15 protein-coding genes are annotated in these 17942 nt (G+C 48.6%); 6 read left to right on the top strand and 9 right to left on the bottom strand.

Annotated elements, in window-relative coordinates:
• The first annotated feature begins 793 nt into the window (after positions 1-793).
• Positions 794-1969, top strand: coding sequence for an MFS transporter (locus FJM74_RS17660; protein WP_206684059.1), 1176 nt, complete (start codon positions 794-796; stop codon positions 1967-1969).
• Here FJM74_RS17660 and FJM74_RS17655 read toward each other — a convergent pair.
• The 6 genes from FJM74_RS17655 to FJM74_RS17630 all read right to left on the bottom strand — a co-directional run bounded on the left by FJM74_RS17655 (position 1964) and on the right by FJM74_RS17630 (position 7971).
• Positions 1964-2113 carry a hypothetical protein gene (locus FJM74_RS17655; protein ID WP_187263961.1) on the bottom strand — a complete coding sequence of 50 codons (150 nt, stop codon included), beginning with the start codon at positions 2111-2113 and terminating at the stop codon, positions 1964-1966. The genes FJM74_RS17660 and FJM74_RS17655 overlap by 6 nt on opposite strands.
• Before the next feature lie 303 nt (positions 2114-2416).
• Positions 2417-3661, bottom strand: coding sequence for an amidohydrolase family protein (locus FJM74_RS17650; RefSeq protein ID WP_187263960.1), 1245 nt, complete (start codon positions 3659-3661; stop codon positions 2417-2419).
• A 368-nt stretch (positions 3662-4029) separates the two neighbouring features.
• Positions 4030-4596 (bottom strand): NADPH-dependent FMN reductase, encoded by a 567-nt coding sequence (locus tag FJM74_RS17645; RefSeq protein WP_187263959.1) that lies wholly within the window; start codon positions 4594-4596, stop codon positions 4030-4032.
• A 70-nt stretch (positions 4597-4666) separates the two neighbouring features.
• Positions 4667-5431, bottom strand: a complete 765-nt coding sequence (locus tag FJM74_RS17640) for an SDR family NAD(P)-dependent oxidoreductase (RefSeq protein ID WP_187263958.1) — start codon at positions 5429-5431, stop codon at positions 4667-4669.
• Positions 5432-6200: 769 nt separating this feature from the next.
• Entirely contained in the window at positions 6201-6545 is a 345-nt protein-coding gene (locus tag FJM74_RS17635) for a hypothetical protein (RefSeq protein WP_187263957.1), read from the bottom strand.
• Positions 6546-7137: 592 nt separating this feature from the next.
• Positions 7138-7971, bottom strand: a complete 834-nt coding sequence (locus tag FJM74_RS17630) for a helix-turn-helix domain-containing protein (protein ID WP_187263956.1) — start codon at positions 7969-7971, stop codon at positions 7138-7140.
• 233 nt (positions 7972-8204) lie between these two features.
• Here FJM74_RS17630 and FJM74_RS17625 point away from each other — a divergent pair, with 233 nt between their 5' ends.
• Entirely contained in the window at positions 8205-9761 is a 1557-nt protein-coding gene (locus FJM74_RS17625) for an aldehyde dehydrogenase family protein (protein ID WP_187263955.1), read from the top strand.
• A 76-nt stretch (positions 9762-9837) separates the two neighbouring features.
• The gene (locus tag FJM74_RS17620) at positions 9838-10188 is read left to right on the top strand and encodes a DUF779 domain-containing protein (protein ID WP_187263954.1); all 351 of its coding nucleotides are present in this window, start codon (positions 9838-9840) and stop codon (positions 10186-10188) included.
• A 232-nt stretch (positions 10189-10420) separates the two neighbouring features.
• Here FJM74_RS17620 and FJM74_RS17615 read toward each other — a convergent pair whose 3' ends face one another.
• On the bottom strand, positions 10421-11989 hold the full coding sequence (locus tag FJM74_RS17615; protein ID WP_187263953.1) for a pectate lyase family protein: 1569 nt from the start codon (positions 11987-11989) through the stop codon (positions 10421-10423).
• Between the two features lie 766 nt (positions 11990-12755).
• Complete coding sequence (locus FJM74_RS17610) at positions 12756-13412, bottom strand: helix-turn-helix domain-containing protein (RefSeq protein ID WP_187263952.1); 657 nt, start codon at positions 13410-13412, stop codon at positions 12756-12758.
• 298 nt (positions 13413-13710) lie between these two features.
• Between FJM74_RS17610 and nhaA the strand changes: the two genes are divergently transcribed.
• Both nhaA and map read left to right on the top strand, forming a co-directional pair.
• Entirely contained in the window at positions 13711-14874 is a 1164-nt protein-coding gene (gene nhaA, locus FJM74_RS17605; RefSeq protein ID WP_187263951.1) for a Na+/H+ antiporter NhaA, read from the top strand.
• Between the two features lie 3 nt (positions 14875-14877).
• Entirely contained in the window at positions 14878-15675 is a 798-nt protein-coding gene (gene map, locus FJM74_RS17600; protein ID WP_187263950.1) for a type I methionyl aminopeptidase, read from the top strand.
• A 305-nt stretch (positions 15676-15980) separates the two neighbouring features.
• Here map and FJM74_RS17595 read toward each other — a convergent pair whose 3' ends face one another.
• Positions 15981-16832 carry a universal stress protein gene (locus FJM74_RS17595; protein WP_187263949.1) on the bottom strand — a complete coding sequence of 284 codons (852 nt, stop codon included), beginning with the start codon at positions 16830-16832 and terminating at the stop codon, positions 15981-15983.
• Positions 16833-17143: 311 nt separating this feature from the next.
• Between FJM74_RS17595 and FJM74_RS17590 the strand changes: the two genes are divergently transcribed.
• The gene (locus FJM74_RS17590) at positions 17144-17902 is read left to right on the top strand and encodes a class I SAM-dependent methyltransferase (RefSeq protein WP_187263948.1); all 759 of its coding nucleotides are present in this window, start codon (positions 17144-17146) and stop codon (positions 17900-17902) included.
• Positions 17903-17942 lie beyond the last annotated feature (40 nt).

Here is a 17942-nt window from a genome sequence, read left to right as displayed (position 1 = left end):
TTCGATAACTCGATCCTCCGGTCTGCAAAAGCCACTTCACCGGAAGGTCTTTTTATGCGCTTCAAACAATTATCCGAATGCTAAAGCAGCCACCCTCCTACCCCTGGCCATTGCCAGCAGAGTTACTGGGGAGGGAAATGCAGGAAGCTTCGGCTTCTCGGGCTGAATACGCTCATCTGTCAACCTCGACAGTGTAGGCATCAAACCACTTCATTCCATTTAAAAGAAAGGAAAAGCACAGGCATGCATTTCCCCAAGTACACTATCCAAGAGTTTTAAACACAAATCAACATGTGCTCCCTGCCGGTGTATGACTTTCGCCCTATTAAGCGTCTTTGGATAAAAGGCCTCCGTATATAGCTAAGAGACAATCATTTTCAGTGTCGGCCTTATCCAAGCCCGGCAAAATGAGGATATTCGCCATGTAAAAATCTCGGAAAAATCGCTGTGACGGATTTAGAGTATTGCTTTTAGAAGTAGCAAGGCAGAAGTCGATAGGTTTCTTTACGAAGTGAGATTAGGGGACTAGCTGCAGGCAAAAGTCACTGGCCACCAGAAAGCAGAGGGAAAGGTGCTTGTACGATTTTGAAACAAATGACTTAATGGAGCCCGGCCACAAAGCGAAAAAAAGCCTGAAAGCCAACCCGGTACAAAGATTAATGCCGCAACGGATCATTCAGGCAACAAATTCCTTTAAAACTATAATTTCCCCCGGGCCATTTTCCCGGACAAAGGCACCCCACTCCGTGAAGTTTTCAACAGTAGTTTAAAAGCGCAAAAAAAAGAACTGACTATGAGCGTACAACAGGCCACAGCTACCGGAAAAAATATTTTCCCATGGCTGATTATGATATTGATGTCTTCGGTGACTTTTGTCGGAATCCTTTCTGAGTTGATGCCCTCGGGTGTTCTCCCACAAATAATGGCAGAATTGGATATAAGCGAAGTGCAGGGTGGTAACATGGTAGGCTATTATGCCATCGCGTCCGCTATTTTTGCAATCCCAGTTGTTTCGCTGACCCTTCAGTTTAACCGCAAAATGCTGTTATTGATATTGCTTGCCGGGTTTGCTGTTTCTAACATTGTGGCGGGGCTTTTAGATAATTATACAGTTATCATTTTCCTGAGGATTATAGGTGGAATTTGCGCCGGCGTGATGTGGCCCATGATTGCAGCCTATGGAATGCGCCTGGTAGATGAGGAGCAACACGGGAAAGCCATCGCGGTTATAATGGCAGGAAACACATTGGGTATCAGTCTGGGAATGCCACTTATGACTTTTATCGGGAACGAATATGGCTGGCGAACGGGATTCTTGGCATTGGGGGTAGCCATTTTTGCTATTGCAGTGATCAGTGCCTTTGCGCTGCCTTCCACACCAGGAGAGAAACTTACCAAAAGTTCATCTCCCTTTGCACTGCTTAAAATTCCGGGAGTTTTGGTTGTTCTTTTGCTAACCCTGCTCGGCGTGAGTGCGCATTATGGGGTTTATGTGTACATCACAAGCCTGGTGGATGAAATAGAACTCTCCGGTGGGATAGAAAGCGCCTTGTTGCTTTTTGGGGGAGGGTCCCTAATTTCCGTGTTGCTGGCCATAAAATATACCGACCGGCACCTGAAGCTGCTCACAACAGCGATGTTTGCCTTGTTGATCTTTGCTATGGTCATCTTTCTGCTGTTCGGAAGAATTACCGGAATATCTCATTTCGCTTTCTTTTTGTGGGGACTTTCGTTTGGGCCCTTGGTAACCTTGCTGCAAACCGCCGTAAGCAAACAGGTAGAAAGCGCCAAAGATATTGCCACATCTGTTCAGTCTTCCACCTTCAACCTGGCCATCATGCTGGCAACTCTTGCTGCAGGCCTGTTGCTCGGAGTATATTCTTCCATGAGCCTGGCATATTTTGCAATCGCACTGGCTATTCCGGGGATGGTTATTTCCATCTTTTCCAGTAAATTGCTGGGTTCATGATTCGCCTTTTACAGGTGGCACGAATTTCCCTCCGATAATATTATCCTGGGGTAGTACCTTACCATAAAGGTGAGGAAACTCAAAAAATTTACCATCACTTTTTTTCGACACTTCGCTTTTGGGTGTATTTTTGATTTGTTCCATAGCTATTGTTCTATTGTTAAATTTGTTGTGTACAAGCAAACTCTGCAGCTCCCTTTATTCAGGCAGCCATAAACCCCACCCCTGCGCATTAAAAAAGGTCTGACCCCTCATCTAAATCTGCCGGCATGGGTATTGAATTAACTACAAGAGAATAAAAACCGGAACATCCGGTATTTTCACCTTGTCATTGTCTCATTCCTGGTAAGTTCCTAAAATCATGCAAGGGCCTCCTGTTCAAAATAGCTTCTACCTAAAGGTAGCTTCGCCAACATAGCCGGCTTCTGTTACATTCTTCACAAATAATTACAGGTCCAAAGCTATTTCATATTCCGGTTCTCTGCGACGGAACAGGAATTCGCCCTTGCGGACAGAGGCTAACACGTCTGTTCTTTTTCGGATTGCTTCAAATACAGAAGTTTCGTTGAGGACAATAAAGTTAGCCGGCTTACCCTCTTCCAGACCGTATTGATCTTCCAGCATCATGGTTTTGGCACCGTTGTAAGTGATCAGATCAAAGGCAGTTTCCAATTCCTGGTAAGAGGCAACCTGCGTCAGGTGTATACCGTTGTCCAGGATATTCATCAGGTTTCCGTTGCCTAAGGGGTACCATGGATCGTTGATGGAGTCCTGCCCGAAACTCACATTGATGCCCTCTCTCAGAAACTCTCTCACTCGGGTCAGGCCGCGGCGCTTCGGATAAGTATCCTGGCGGCCTTGCAGGTAGGCGTTTTCGGTAGGGCAGGCAATAAAATTCATGCCGTTGGCTTTAAACAAGCCCATCATGCGGTACGCGTAGGCATCGTCTGCGCTGCCAAAAGAACAGGTATGGCTGGCTGCTGTTTTGTGTCCGGCACCTTCTACCATGGTAAGGGCATTGAGCAGTTCCACGAAACGCGCCATCGGGTCGTCTGTCTCGTCGCAGTGCACATCAATCATTTTACCGTATTTCATGGCAAGCTCCACCGAGCTATGCACTGATTTCTCGCCGATTTCCCTGGCCCATTCGAAGTGCGGGATGCCCCCGACACAGTCCGCCCCCATCTTCAGGCCTTCCTCCACCAGTTCGTATCCGCCTTTGTAAGCATACATTCCCTCCTGCGGGAAAGACACAATCTGGATGGTTACGATGTCTTTAAGTTCTTCCCGAAGCTCAAGCATAACCTGCATCCCAAGAAGTGTCGGGTCTGTCACGTCGATGTGTGTGCGGATAAACTGTACGCCCTGGGAAACCTCTTCCCGTATGGCGGCCAATGCCCGTTCTCTGGCATCTTCCTTTGTTTGCGATTTCTTTATGTCATGCCAGCGGGTAATGCCTTCGAAAAGTGTTCCTGTTTTAATCTTGCCTCCGTCGTTCCGTCCGGTATATACATAATCCAGATGCAGATGTGAATCTACATAAGGAGGCAGGACCAGTTTCCCGTTAAGGTCGATTTCCTCATCACACTTTGGCAGATTAGCCCCAACTTGGGCAATTTTTCCGTCCTCCACTACCATTTCGGTGGCCGATGCGTTGCGATACAGTTTCGCATTAAAAAACTTCTTTTTCATATTAAACTAATTTTAGAATTTAATAGAAAGGTGAATTGTACAACTCAGGTGTTGCGGTAGAGTTATCGGGCGAGGGGCAGCGCGGTGAGGAAGGAGGTATGCTTCCGAAAGAGTTCAACATGCACCTGTGTCAGTGCCGTGTGTTAAAGAGTACAGACATTCTCAGGACATTGTTTTATATCTAAGACTCTTCTGAATGTCAATGAGAAATGGACAGGCTGAACCTGCTGTTGATGGGTTAATTGACGTGACAAATGACAAGATTGCGAGGGCATAATCTGCTGCAAATACCCTCATAATCTTGCGGTCTTAACCCGTGGCGTCAGCCACCAGGTATACTTTTTGTCTATATTATTCACGTTGCTGGTTTAGGTAGCCTGCTTTTTTGCGTGCGCCCCGACCCATAGCTCAAAAGCCTGCATAAAACTGCTCAAGAAGTCTCTGGTAGAGTCGCTGGTGAGGTTTCCGTTGTCATCAAACAGTTCTCCTGCGTCACCTATGTAGGCTTCAGGCTGCGCCATGGCAGGCACGTTCACGAAGACCAGCGACTGGCGCAAGTGATGGTTGGCACCGAAACCGCTGATACCTCCGATGGACACACTCACAACGGCGGCGGGTTTTCCGTCCCATGAGTTTTGTCCGTAAGGGCGGGAGCCCACGTCAATGGCATTTTTCAGCACGGCCGGCACAGAGCGGTTGTACTCAGGCGTTAGGAAGAGCAGGCCGTCAGCGGCGCGGATCTTCTCCCGGAGCGTAACCCACTCGCCGGGCGGCGTGGCCTCCAGGTCTTCGTTGAACATGGGTAGTTCCGCGATGCTCACCAGCTCAAGCGACATAGACTGCGGGGCGAGGGCCTTGAGCGCTTTGGCTGTTTTCAGGTTATAGGACTCTTTGCGAAGGCTGCCTACGAAAACGGCAATGTTATACTTTTCCATACGTTTTGTTTTTACTTATTTGGTTAATAAGATCAGGTATGATAATTTTATTCATTGATTTACAAGGTTATTACATCGCGGTATAGCCGCCATCAACGGCATACACCGCTCCTGTCACAAAAGACGAATCGTCAGAAGCCAGCCAGAGATTAGCTTGGGCCACTTCTTCCGCTTTTGCAAAACGCCCCAGCATGCTTAACTGCTTGGCGTATTCTTCCGCATCTAATCCGAACTGTTCCAGCGCCCCTCTCAACATCGGGGTGTCAATGGCGCCGGGCGCAACAGAATTAATCCGGATGCCGTGAGGAGAATAGTCCATGGCTGCACTCTTTGTTAAGCCAATAACGGCGTGTTTAGCAGCAATATAAGCAGGTGTACCGGGCTGGGGGCGAATACCGCTTACAGAAGAAGTACAAATAATTGAACCGCCGCCACCCTGGGCCATCATCTGCCGCACCTCATATTTAAGACACAGCGCAACACCTTTTAAATCGATTGACATTAATCGGTCCCAATACGCTTCATCAAAATCGGCAATCGGCTTGTCATCCGGCGTAATGGCTGCGTTGTTCAGGGCAATGTCGAGTCTTCCGTAGGTATCAACGGTGAATTTTACCATATTCTCAACATCTTCTGATTTAGAGACATCTGTTTTCACAAAAGAGCAATCGCCTCCTGCGGCTTTTATTTTATTTGTCTGCTCCTGCCCTTTCTCTTCGTTGAAGTCGGCAATAACTACTTTGGCCCCCTCTCTTGCAAAAAGTTCGGCCGTTACCGCGCCCATCCCCTGGGCACCACCTGTAATGATAGCTACTTTGCTTTCCAGCTTTTTCATAGTATAAATTTTAATAGTTCGTGTTTTTTTAATCCTTGATGATTATCGAATAGTCGGCCAGAAATTCCGGGCACCTGGTAGTAATAAATACAAAAAAAGGTTAAACGACTTCATCACCAGCCAAAAAACATCTTCAAGGTTCCATTCCGCCTAACCCATCCTCCCCAAAGAGTTGACGGTGGTTTCCTACAGGGTGCACGGTATGGGCCTCCGCCAGGTAAATAATTAGAAACTAGAAATCATGGAAGGCTGCAGCTCCTCTTAATGCTCCACTCATCCTGAGAATCTTTATATTCAGCATATCATTGGGGTAGGCACCCTACAAAGAGATTCAGACAATAAGTGTCCTATTCATCCTGAAATTTTGTGAATCCTGATCCAGACAAATAAACCTCCGGAGGGCCTAATTCATTAGAATAATCGCTCCCAGAGCCAAACAGGGCACTTTGCCAGACATTTATCGACCGCTTCCTAATCCTGTATTTTGTGCGAAAACCCCTGGGTTAGTGGCACAGGCAGAAGAGATTTGCAGGCGAATACATCCGTCAAAAAGATAAATTGCCTGCCTGATAGACTCTGGCGCTTTACCGTTGAGGGTAAGGCCAATGGCTGACAGGTGCTGGCGCATATCTCTAAAAGCTGCCGTAATCTGAGCCGATGCTTCTATCCGGCTAATAGCTGAAGGACCATGCCACAAGACATAGCTGCGGTAGTAGTATCGAGGCCGTGCCGATTCTTTGTTTTATGATAACACAAAAGAAAGGCTAGCTTATGATCTTTCGTTGGGGGGACTGGTGCTGTACTTGTCCAGTTTGGCAAGATGTAATTTTTGCAGGAGGGCAACCGTGTTTGAATCTGAGTAGATGCCATCGCCCGTTACCAGTATTCCTTTCAGGCCGGATTTCATTTCCAGTCCATAAACAGTGGCTTCATCCCCTGGATCTGAGTTTCCTTCATACCTGCTTACGGAGGCGATCCTGATATCTTCAGCTCCGAATTTTTCAGACTCCCACCATACGTAGCCGTCTTTTAAAGTAAGATTTTTATCAAATCCCGCAGCTCTGAGCTGCGCAATGGCTTCGGATGTAGTATTGTACTTAAATTTTTCGTTCATGATTACTTGTTTTTATGTTACGTCACATTTATTGGATAAAAACTCTTTGCCGGCATCAAAGAAAGATCCCATCTAAAACGTCCTTTTTCTACCATCGGAACCATCAATGCCTTACAGGGTAGTAGGCACACTTACAGGCATGCGTTACCCTAAGGCTGTTTCCAGCGTACTGAACGCCAAATCCTTAAGATTACCTGTTACTTACTTGTATACGAGGTTCCACTCCGAAATGGCAATTAGTCCTGGATAATGTGTGTCAAAACTATCACGCTCATGCCAGGCAACCTGCTGCAGGCTGCAGGCCTCTATTGGCTGCCTGCCTGTATAATTGGTGAGTACAGGCAGGCAGCGGCTGGTGCTCCATCAATTGAAAAGAGAATTTTTCTTTGGCAGTGCTGGAGAGGAAGTGAACCGTAAATACAATTCCTTCCATACCTTCATAATGCCACTCCCATTTTGTTCTCCCCGAAGGACCTTGTGTGCGAGAGCCGTAGTAGACAATGGCTATGGGCTTTCCTGCCTGAGACCTGATTGTACGTGTCTTTATTTTTAAGGAGATTGGCTGACGCACCGGTATGCTGCCTGCCACACACTACACAGGAAAGATCCTCTCTTTTGCCTGTTTCTGGAATTGCTCCGGTGTCTGACCGGTCTTTTTTTTGAAAAACCTGCTGAAATACGACCTGTCCTCAAAACCAAGGCTGTAGCCAACTTCCTGTATAGTCTGTGCGCTGATGACGAGTTGCTGTTTAGCCGCCACTACAATGCGTTCCTGCAAGAGCTGCGTAATTGTTTTTCCGGTCTTTTGCTTCAGGATCTGGTTCAGGCGTTTGGGCGTGATGTTGAGCTTATCCGCATAGAATATAACTGATTTCTCTTCCCTGAAGTGGTGCTCCAGCAGCAACAGGAAATGGTACACCCGCTTCTCATCCAGACCATGGCGGGTTAGGGTCTGCGTTTTATACTGCATCAGCTTCAATAGAAATGCCTTCAGTAATGCTTTAAGCACCAGAAGGTTCTTTTGCTGCTGCTCATATTCGTCTTGTAAGATCCGAAGGATGCTATCCAGGCTGGTGGCCATGTCTTCTTCCAGCAAAATGGTGGAGAAACTACCCGTGCCTTTACCAAGGAAAAGCCTGATGACATCCAGCGCAAATTCTTTGACCTCATAGTCCAGCACTGATTTATGAAAGGCGATAAGCATTCCTTTTTTGCCGGATTTGCTGGGGCGGGGCGAGCGGTTGGCCGGGATCAGGTACATCCAGTCCCCTTTGATGCGGAGCGTTTCCTCTTTTACGAAATGCATGGGCTCCTCGTCCTTCAGCCAGGCAATTTCAAAGTAGTCTTCCCGGAAAGGACTTTCAAAATATGCCTGTAGCGGGGCGTCGAGCGGGCTTAGCAGAAACAGGTCCTGGTCTGGATTCATAAGCTGGTAAATGTTAAGCAGAATTTTCTGTCAGCGCTGTAGCCGCCAACCCTTCCAGCCGGGCATGTTCCTGAACAACACCTTACTGTTATTTGGCAATTTCCCTTTTGTCCTACCTTATGGGTACTCTGTACTACCCCCTGCGCCTGATATTGTTGTAAATTTGTAAGAGTTGCAAATCAAGTAGCATGCTGCAATCAAATACATTTAACCACATTTAAAGATATAAAATTATGAGCACTATAGTAGAACCTATTATAAAAAACGGTAAAGCTGAAAAGAAATTATATAAGTTTCCACAGCTCAAAGGCAGAGAGTTGCCACAAGACAACTTTATTGGCGGGCAATTTGTCCCACCGGTGAAGGGAGAATATTTTGATAATATTTCGCCAATCAACGGAAAAGTTTTTGCAAAGGCGGCCCGCTCTTCCAAAGAGGACGTGGAACTGGCACTGGACGCGGCACATAAGGCATTTCCGGAATGGAGCAAGACATCTGCCAGGGAACGCAGTAACACGCTACTTCGGGTTGCTCAGAAAATAGAAGACAACCTGGAGTACCTGGCTACTGTCGACACCATCGACAACGGGAAGCCGATTCGTGAAACGCGCGCAGCAGACCTTCCGCTTGTGGTCGACCACTTCCGTTATTTTGCCGGCGTGATCCGTTCTGAGGAGGGCGGTATTTCCGAGCACGACGAGAACACGGTGAGCATCGTATTGCACGAGCCGATCGGGGTGGTAGGGCAGATTATTCCCTGGAACTTCCCGCTGCTGATGGCCGCCTGGAAAATTGCCCCGGCCCTGGCTGCCGGCAACACGATTGTCCTGAAACCGGCGGAGCAGACCCCAACGAGTATCCTGGCGCTGATGGAACTGATCGGTGACATTTTACCAGCCGGCGTGCTGAACGTGGTGAACGGTTTCGGAGCCGAGGTTGGCAAAGCGCTGGGCACTTCCCCAAGAATCAGCAAGCTTGCGTTTACCGGGTCCACGACAACAGGTAAGCTGATCATGCAGTACGCCTCCGAAAACATCATTCCTTCCACGATGGAACTGGGCGGTAAATCGCCGAACATCTTCTTCCCGTCCGTGATGGATGCCGACGACGAGTTCTTTGACAAAGCCCTGGAAGGAGCCGCCTTCTTCGCCCTGAACCAGGGTGAGATCTGTTCCGCACCAACCCGACTCCTGGTGCACGAGAGTATAGCCGACGCCTTTACGGCCCGTGTGATAGAACGCGTAAAAGCTATTAAAGCCGGCAACCCGCTGGATGGTGAGACTATGATCGGGGCGCAGGTATCGAAGCCCCAGTACGATAAGATCCTCAACTACATCAGGATCGGTGAAGAAGAAGGCGCCGAAGTGCTGGTAGGTGGCGAACCGCAGAAATTAGATGGTGAACTAGCCAATGGATATTATATCCAGCCTACTATCCTGAAAGGACACAACAAGATGCGTGTGTTCCAGGAAGAGATTTTTGGCCCGGTTGTGTCTCTCACCACTTTTAAAACAACCGAGGAAGCCATTGAGATCGCCAACGACACCATTTACGGACTGGGTGCCGGTGTCTGGACCCGCGATGCACACGAGATGTACCAGGTGCCGAGAGCCATACAGGCCGGCCGTGTCTGGGTGAACCAGTACCACACTTATCCGGCCCATGCCCCGTTTGGCGGCTACAAGCAGTCGGGTTACGGTAGAGAGAACCATAAGATGATGCTCGACCACTACCGCCAAACCAAGAACATGCTGATATCCTACGACAAGAAGAAGCAAGGTTTCTTTTAACCTAAAGTTTGTCATCAACCTGAAATCACCTGGGGCTCCCTCAGGTGATTTTTTTATAAAATAAATTTACAGAATTATGGAAAAGATACTAGCGACAGAAAAAGCAAAAGAAGTGATCAGCCAGTTGAAAGAGCGCTACGGCGAGCTGATGTTTTATATGAGTGGCGGCTGCTGCGAAGGCTCGCAGCCCATGTGCTACGAGAAAGGAGAATATAAGCCCGGCTCCCGCGACGTGCTGATCGGCGAGGTGGAAGGCTGTGAATTTTACCTGTCGGAAGAGCAGCACAATTACTACGAGCACTCCCGGCTGCTGTTGGATGCAGCACCCGGCATGGGAGGCGGCTTTTCGCTGGAGAGTTTGCTGGGCTTTGCGTTTGTGCTTACCTCCCATGCACTTATTACCAGGCAAGAGACAGGAGCAGTTTAACCAGCAAGCCCTGCCTGTATATACCATTTTAAAGAACCTCGCATTACAGCACTCGCTTTTGTTCCCAGGCTAGGTTACCACCCACGCTCTTGCAGAGGTTGCCCTTAACGGAAGGATTGTATCCAAAGGCAAAGCCCAACCTCAGGCAGAGGTTGGGCTTTAAAAATTTGGGGGTATGCCGGTTTATTTGTACTCAGGCGCTTCCGCCCTTTAATGCTTCGACTCAAGCTGTTTAACTGATCGTATCGACGTTGTTGCCCAGGTTGCGGTAATCGATTTTTTCCTGAGGATTAGTGCCATTCAGGTATTCTTCAAGATTGGTATAACCATCGCCGTCAGTATCCATAGCGCCATCTTTCGGATTTTTTGGGTCAAGCTTGTATTTGATTTCCCATTGGTCTGGCATACCGTCTCCGTCGCTATCTACAGGTACTTTGGCAGGATCGTAGGTCAGGTTCGGGTACCCCCCCACTTCGGATACATCTTTGATGATACCGGTCTTGGTCGTCGGTTTTCCGGTGCGCACCATTTCTACCACCCGGGTGTCCACCGCATCACGTTTAGGCAAAGTAGCCCCAGCCTTTGCCAGCACAGACTCGAAAGCGGCCTCTGCCGGCTGGTGCGGTGCCACCGGCCATCCTACGAACGGCGTATTGACACGGGCTATATTTTCGGCCTCATTCCCGCTGGAAACGATAGATGCTTTCGTCTCTTTGCTGCGCATACCAGCCCAGTTGTTATTGTTCAGCGCATCGTTTCCGTGCATGATATTGCCGGCAACATACCATTTGCCGGGGCGGTTTTGCTCTTTAGGATACCAGTCGCCTTCTTTCCATGCGTTACCAGGGGAGTACATACTACGCTGTTCGATGCGGGCAAAGACCGCGCGCATATTCTCTCTGGTAGCAGGCCCCGGTTTAAAATAGTTGTTGATGAGATTGATCTCAGAAGTTTCGTCGCCACCATCAATGGTACGGTGCTGCCAGTTAAACAGAACATTGTAGCGGAAATCAAACGGACCAGACATGCCGATCGACGGATTCCGGGCCGTGTTGCTGGCAAAGAGGTTGTGATGGAAGGTGGCGGGGTTCCCTCCCCAGGTGCCGCCAAAAGCATGCCCTCTGGCATCGAGCGCCTCGCTGGAGATCGTCCACTGAATGGTGACATGCTCAGCTGGATCCTTTATTTGCGTGCTGCCATCCAGCGACGGCCGCATGTGCCGGTAGAGCGAAATGTTCTCGTCCATTCCCCAGCTGGCAGAACAATGGTCGATGATGATGTGATGGTGCGGATTGCCTCCAATATTATCATCACCCTGCCCTCCGGTAGGAACACCCCGGCGCACGCGCAGGTGGCGGATGATCACATTGTGGGTGTTGATATTAAGGGTGCCGGCAACACAGATACCGTCGCCTGGGGCGGACTGGCCTGCTATGGTGATGTCAGGATGATTGATATTGATGTCTTTGTTCACTTTGATCGTGCCTGCCACACGAAACACCACCGTGCGAGGGCCCTCGGCTTCTAAGGCAGCCCGCAAGCTTCCTGTTCCACTGTCGTTGAGGTTAGTAACGGCCATTACTTTGCCGCCGCGGCCTCCTGTGGTAAACATGCCTCCTCCCCATGCTCCCGGAAAGGCAGGAATAGCGCCCTCGGGCAATCTTGGTGGATGAGGGGGTATTTGCCCGGGTTCAGGCTGCCCGGCGGCTCTGTTGCTGTTTTGTGCCATTGCGTCTACCCCCGGATATAAAAGAGCAAGCGAGAGCAGGCCGGCTGCGATAATGTGATGGGTTTTTTTCATTTTTGTATATCTCTTAACTGAAAATTCTTACCAGTTGCCCGGCACTTGATGGCTTGTCGGGTACCGTGGCAATTATTCTAATCAAAATGCCCCTCTGGAGCCAAAAACGCTGCTGCAGCTAAAGATCCGTCTGTTAATCATGCAGGCAGCACGCAGCACCCCCCCATCAGTTTTATCAGGTCAGATAACCGCGTGGCCTGGGGGCCGGCTGATGAATTATTCTAATAAAAACGCCCCTCCGGAGCCGTCTGCTGATGCTTTTGTGCGACAGGTTTTTTTACTGACTCTAAGAGTACAAAGGGCAACTGCAGCTATCGGCCTGTCATCTAACAGGCATGCTTAACAAGGCAGCTCTGCTGTAGCCCCGGAGCTTTAAGAAACCTGCTGAATAAAACGACCGGTAGTTAATAGGGCGGAACGCGGGTTAAGGTATTATATTAATTCATCGGAAGCTAACCTGTTTTGTCTCAAAATGGATTTGACATAGCTGAATCGGGCAATTTTTCTGCTGAAGAAGCACAGCCTCCTGCCCCCGGCTCAACCGAAGCATGGCCCACCTCGATTGTTAGGAGGCTCTTTACAAAAACAAACAGGCGTATGGATTAATGTGCAGACAGAACGAATAGGTCCGTTCCCCAAAGGCGCACAACCAGGGAACAAACAGCTTTTTCTCCAAAAGACAGGCTTGCGGGCAGCTTAACAGGCATTACACCTTTCTGAAAATCAAAGTCTGCACGGCTTCGGATGAAGTCTGTGCGGCAACTACTTAATCCCAGGCATATTGAGAGGGAGCCACGCCAATATACTGTTTAAAGTCTTTGAAGAAATGATTATAGTCGTAATACCCGTTGGTGATGGCAGCCGTGAATAAGTCTGATGATTTATCCCGGTCGTACTGGCTGTAGGTATAGACAAAACGCTGAAGGGAAATATACTTTTTGGGCGTAATGCCTATATACTTCACAAAATTGCGTTGCAGCCACTTGTGGTTCACTTTTTCTCCAAGCGTATCCAGAACGTCGGCTACCGTGGTATTGCCCTTTCGCTCGTCTATGTAGTCAATGGCAGACTGCAACAAAAACGGCAAATAATTACTTTCATCGTACGAGGACAGCACATCGCTCATGAAGGTTATTCTCTCCGCCACTGTGTCTTTCCGGTACATTTCCTCTATCCTCCTGGCCCAGCTTTCGTCCACAATGTCCTGCAGGCTACAAACGGGCTGGGCCCGGAATATGGTGGGGTCAATGTTGAAGATGGAATAAAAAGACGAAGGTTTGAACCGTAAGACTAAAATATACTCAAGCCCTTCCGGAATCTCCCAGTGCGTATCTTTGATTACCCCACAGCAAACCCAGGCTGATTTAAGTTTTATGGTTTTGCCTTTCCTTTTCAAATGAACATCATCAGAAGGGTTCGGCATGAAAATCACGGAAGGGAAGCCATCATTAAAAAGTGGCTGGTTCGACTCAAGGTCACTACACGGAAAAACATAGGCGCTAACGACGTGTTTCGCAGGGAAATCCCTGTAAAACACCTCCTTTTTATGCAACAACGCGGAACCAGAGGGCGCAGTGAATTTGATTTTTCGCAACAGTTTTATAGGCATACCTGAGCAAATATGCATAAAAAATGGGGTGAAACCTACCTGAGTGTCCAATTTTTACTTTCATATCTCTACCTATAGGAGGTACCTTTGGGCATAATCTATAGAAAACATCATGCGAAAAATATTTGCGACATTCTTTAATTCCGCATCCAGCGGCGGGATAATTCTTTTTATGTGTGTCTTAATCTCCCTGGGCTTAGCCAACTCACCTTTGGGGGCATCGTTCGAAAGCCTGCTCAACTACCCGCTCGGGTTTGAAACAGATTCGGTGCAACTGAGGTACTCTGTTGCCCTCTGGATCAATGACGGGCTTATGGCCATCTTCTTTTTACTGGTGGGTCTGGAGATAAAAAGAGAAGTTGTGGACGGTGGCTTATCTACTCCCCGCCAGGCGGCCTTGCCCATTCTCTGTGCCTTTGGCGGAGCCCTCGTTCCTGCCGGAATCTACTTTTTTCTGAACCAGGGCACTGAAACGGTAAGCGGCTGGGGCATACCCATGGCAACCGATATCGCGTTTGCCCTTGCAGCCCTGGCCATGCTGGGCACCAGAGTGCCTATATCACTCAAAATATTTCTGGCAGCCCTGGCCATCGTGGACGATCTGATAGCCATCCTTGTCATTGCCATCTTCTACTCCGCTGAGCTGCACATGGTGTACCTGGCATATGCCGGAGGGTTATTTCTTTTGTTGCTTGTATTCAATAAATTAGGGGTCCGCTCACTTGTATTTTACCTGATACCAGGCTTGCTGATCTGGTACTTTATCCATCACTCAGGAATACATGCCACCATTGCAGGAGTGCTCACCGCCCTGGCTATCCCGTTAGGTGTAAAGGAAGGGCAGACATCGCCCCTGCTGAAGTTAGAACACGCCCTGGTTGTGCCCGTCAATTACCTGATCGTACCCGTATTTGCCCTGGCTAACACCAATATCCGTTTTGAAAACACCATGCTGGAAGGCCTGGTATCTCCGGTGGGTCTGGGAATTATAGTGGGACTTTTCCTGGGGAAACCAATCGGGATATTCCTGATGTCGAAGCTGGCCATAAAGCTAAAAATAGCCCAGCTTCCGGCGGGGGCAAACTGGCAGCATATCATAGGCGTCGGTCTTTTGGCAGGGATCGGATTTACCATGTCCATCTTCATTGCCTTGCTTTCTTTCTCAGACAGCTCCATCATTGCGGAGGCAAAGTTCTCTATTCTGGTTGCATCCTTAATTTCGGGTGTGGCGGGCTATATGCTGTTAAGTAAAACCAAATTACCGTTAGAACAATAACAGATGCTCACTAAAACACAAGAAGAAGTCGCTCTGATAGCAGAAAGTGCGATGCTTGTGAGCAGCACATTAGCCTCCCTTGCATCGATCATAAAGCCAGGAATTACCACGCTGGAACTGGACAAACATGCTGAGGAGTTTTTAAGGGATAATGGTGCGGTTCCGTCCTTTCATAACTTTGGAGGCTTCCCTTTCCACATTTGTGCCTCGGTGAACGATGCCGTTGTCCATGGTTTCCCGAATGATGTGCCCTTACGGGAGGGCGATGTTATCTCGCTGGATGTCGGGGCCTATAAAAACGGGTTTCATGGAGATCAGGCCTATACGTTTCTGCTTGGAGATGTGCCCGAAGAGCTAAAGAAACTGGTTCGCGTAACGAAAGAATCTCTGCTGAAAGGTATTGAACAAGCAATAAACGGCAAGAGAGTGGGCGACATTGGGCATGCCATTCAGTCGTATGTAGCGCCATTCGGCTTTGGTGTTGTGCAGGAGTTGGTAGGCCACGGTCTGGGCCGGGATTTACATGAAAAGCCTGACGTTCCTAATTTCGGGCGGAAAGGCCAGGGCAAAATGCTGAAGGAAAACATGGTGCTTGCCATCGAGCCCATGATTAACCTGGGCACGGCTCAGGTTTTGCTGGCTGATGACGAATGGACCATCCTCACTGCCGACGGCAAACCATCAGTTCATTTTGAACACGACGTGTGCGTAAAAAAAGGTAGCCCGCTGGTGCTTTCTGATTTTAAGATGATAGAGCAGGCCGAGAAAGCCAACAGTAATCTGAATTCCAGTTATTACTGATGCAACACCTTTTAATGCAAAAAATTGCTCTACCCCGCATAGCTTGTGCTGAAACGAGACAGGAGGTGCCGTATGTTAGAATTTTTGCACAGCAGGATATCTTTTATTTTTCTGAAGAACCAGAGAACCCAGCCACAGATTCAGTGAATTGTGTCGCAGCCGGCAGATCGTGCTTTTAAGAACCCGCAGAAGTTCAGGAGTGTACTACGTTATCAGTATTTACAACTAAACCTCTGCGGGTTCACTTCCCATTTAAGGGCATCAATCTAGGCTGCTGCTCTTTTGTGCTGAACATGTCGGTGCGGTCAATCGCTTTCCTCGGAGGTCGTCAGCAGAGTTGGCGTTTCGGGGTTAAAGACAATAGCCTTCGCCAGGCTTTTATGCAGTAGCGTTTCAAAAAAATTTCTTCCTTCCACCAGGGTAAGCATGGTAAGGGTGGCCCCAAAACGTTCAATGATCTGGCTAACCGCCTCCATATTTTCCTGTACATGGGCAAGTTCGGTGTTTAAGTTCTTGTAGCCGGTTAGTCTCTCCAGTTCCAGCTTCCAGTCTGCCAGCTTTTGCCTGTCGCTTTCTGCAGGCAGTTCCTCGTCCTTATGAATATGCACCAGTGTACAGCGGCTGCTAGCCTCACCAAAAATACTCTTGAATACATTTAAGGTGAACACATCCCCCTGGTGGTAGTCCGTAAAGAAAACAACGCTATCGGACTGGAATCGGGCCGTGTGCTCCGGAACGATAAGCAGAGGCACCGATATAGATTTTGCCACATCGTGGGTATTGCTTCCAAGCACGTCTTTTCTGGTGCCAGAAGCGCCGTGCGTACCCATTACAACAAGGCTGACCATTTTGTCCTTAGCGCATTGTTCTATGGAATTCACGAGGTTATCCTGCGATAAACTAAAGGTTACCGGCACGTCTGGCGTCGGCCCAAGCGCTCCGATAAATTCAGCCAGGCCCTTCTCAGCTTCCAGCCTGGAACGGTCCTCGTCTTCCTGGTTAGCTGCATGAGCCTGGAACGCTGATGTAAAAGGAACGTAGGCATGCAGGAAATGGATATCGAACCCGCCTAAACTTGTTGCAAGATCAAGCGCATAGCGAGCAGCTACCGAAGCATTAACTGAAAAATCCGTGGGTACTAATATAGTCTTCATCATAGTCATTTTTACATTTAACAGGAATTCCCGCCCCTACCCGGCTATTCTATCATACTCCCTGTTACCTACGTCAGGTTTAAGCTAAATTACTGCAAATAGATCGTTTTATATAGTAAATTTTGGACATATCTTGAGAAGGTCTTCTGATGATGATGCTCAAAAGACCATTCCACCAGCCCCTTTGCGGTATCAGGTTCGGCTAAGACCGGAGGCCCATCAGGTTTGAAAAAAGCAGCCTTAAAACGGGCCCACCAGCCGATGTATACCGTAACAGAAAAGATAAAACAGTATACCTGAAATAGCCTGCTTACATGGAAATATTCAAATATCGAAGCCTGAAGGCGCTTTTTGTGCTGTTATCGGTGTTCTTCCTGAATGCTGGCAACAGTGGCTGTCAGGCGCAGGTGGAGCAAAAAGCAACAGCCACCTACACTACAAAGGCACCGGGTTCGGGCGGTACCGGCAAAGTATACATGGGTCGTGAAATTGCCCGGGTTATCGGCACGGGTGGTGCTAACTGGCTAGACAGGAGCACCAGGCTGAAAGAAGAAAACTCGCTACAAGCCATTAACAGCATGATGCTAACTCCTGAAAGTGTGGTAGCTGACATAGGCGCAGGAACCGGCTTTTATACGTTTAAAGTGGCCAAGAAAATACCCAGGGGCAAAATCTACGCGGTGGAGCTGCAGGATGGGTTTGTTTCTGAACTTAAAAAGCGTAGTAAGGAACAAGGGCTAGGCCACGTGGAAGTGGTAAAAAGCGGCCCTACAAGTATACAGGTGCCCGATGCCTCGCTCGACCTGGCTTTTATGGTAGATGTTTATCACGAGCTGGAATACCCCCAGGAAATGCTACAGGCGATACACAGGGCATTGAAGCCAACCGGCAAACTGCTGTTGCTGGAGTACCGCGCAGAAGACCCGAAGGTGATGATCCGGGAGTTGCACAAAATGACGGCTGAGCAGGTAACAAAAGAGTTGGAGGCAAATGGATTCAGGCTGTACAAGCGCGAGGACTTTCTGCCGATCCAGCATTTCCTGATGTTTGAAAAGCAACAGAAAAGTGATTAAGCCATACGAGGCTGCCGCTGTTTGCAGGCTGGTGCAGGAG

It is taken from the genome of Pontibacter beigongshangensis, from assembly GCF_014332515.1.
GTDB lineage: Bacteria > Bacteroidota > Bacteroidia > Cytophagales > Hymenobacteraceae > Pontibacter > Pontibacter beigongshangensis.
Note: the sequence above shows the minus strand (reverse complement) of the source record. Positions and strands in the feature narration are given on the sequence as shown.